The sequence below is a fragment of the Falsiphaeobacter marinintestinus genome, assembly GCF_007923355.1.
Taxonomy (GTDB): domain Bacteria; phylum Pseudomonadota; class Alphaproteobacteria; order Rhodobacterales; family Rhodobacteraceae; genus Phaeobacter_A; species Phaeobacter_A marinintestinus.
The window spans coordinates 1-955 of sequence record NZ_VOGO01000052.1 but is presented as its reverse complement, the minus strand read 5'-3'; the positions used below and the strand labels follow the sequence as shown (position 1 = coordinate 955).

The window sequence follows — 955 nt, the reverse complement described above, 5'->3', positions numbered from 1 at the left end:
AACTCGCTGTGAAGATGCAGTGTACCCGCGGCAAGACGGAAAGACCCCGTGAACCTTTACTATAGCTTGACACTGAACATTGAGCCTTGATGTGTAGGATAGGTGGGAGGCTTTGAAGTGTGGACGCCAGTCTGCATGGAGCCGGCCTTGAAATACCACCCTTTAATGTTTGATGTTCTAACGTGGACCCGTGATCCGGGTTGCGGACAGTGTCTGGTGGGTAGTTTGACTGGGGCGGTCTCCTCCTAAAGAGTAACGGAGGAGCACGAAGGTTGGCTAATCCTGGTCGGACATCAGGAGGTTAGTGCAATGGCATAAGCCAGCTTGACTGCGAGCGTGACGGCGCGAGCAGGTGCGAAAGCAGGCCATAGTGATCCGGTGGTTCTGTATGGAAGGGCCATCGCTCAACGGATAAAAGGTACTCCGGGGATAACAGGCTGATACCGCCCAAGAGTTCATATCGACGGCGGTGTTTGGCACCTCGATGTCGGCTCATCACATCCTGGGGCTGAAGTAGGTCCCAAGGGTATGGCTGTTCGCCATTTAAAGTGGTACGCGAGCTGGGTTTAGAACGTCGTGAGACAGTTCGGTCCCTATCTGCCGTGGGCGCTGGAGAACTGAGGGGGGCTGCTCCTAGTACGAGAGGACCGGAGTGGACGCATCACTGGTGTTCGGGTTGTCATGCCAATGGCACTGCCCGGTAGCTAAATGCGGAAGAGATAAGTGCTGAAAGCATCTAAGCACGAAACTTGCCCCGAGATGAGTTCTCCCTGACCCTTTAAGGGTCCTGAAGGAACGTTGAAGACGACGACGTTGATAGGCCGGGTGTGTAAGCGCAGCGATGCGTTGAGCTAACCGGTACTAATGAACCGTGAGGCATATGGACGGCGATCGTCTGGTTATCCACGCCTCCACCCAGGTACCATGGCACTTACGCCGCCAGGTCGCGCGCCTC

General features: G+C 55.5%; 1 rRNA gene. It reads left to right on the top strand.

Annotation, left to right across the window (positions count from 1 at the left end):
* Window positions 1-886: ribosomal RNA gene (locus FOY56_RS23375) — 23S ribosomal RNA — on the top strand; the annotation flags it as partial.
* Window positions 887-955: the final 69 nt, after the last annotated feature.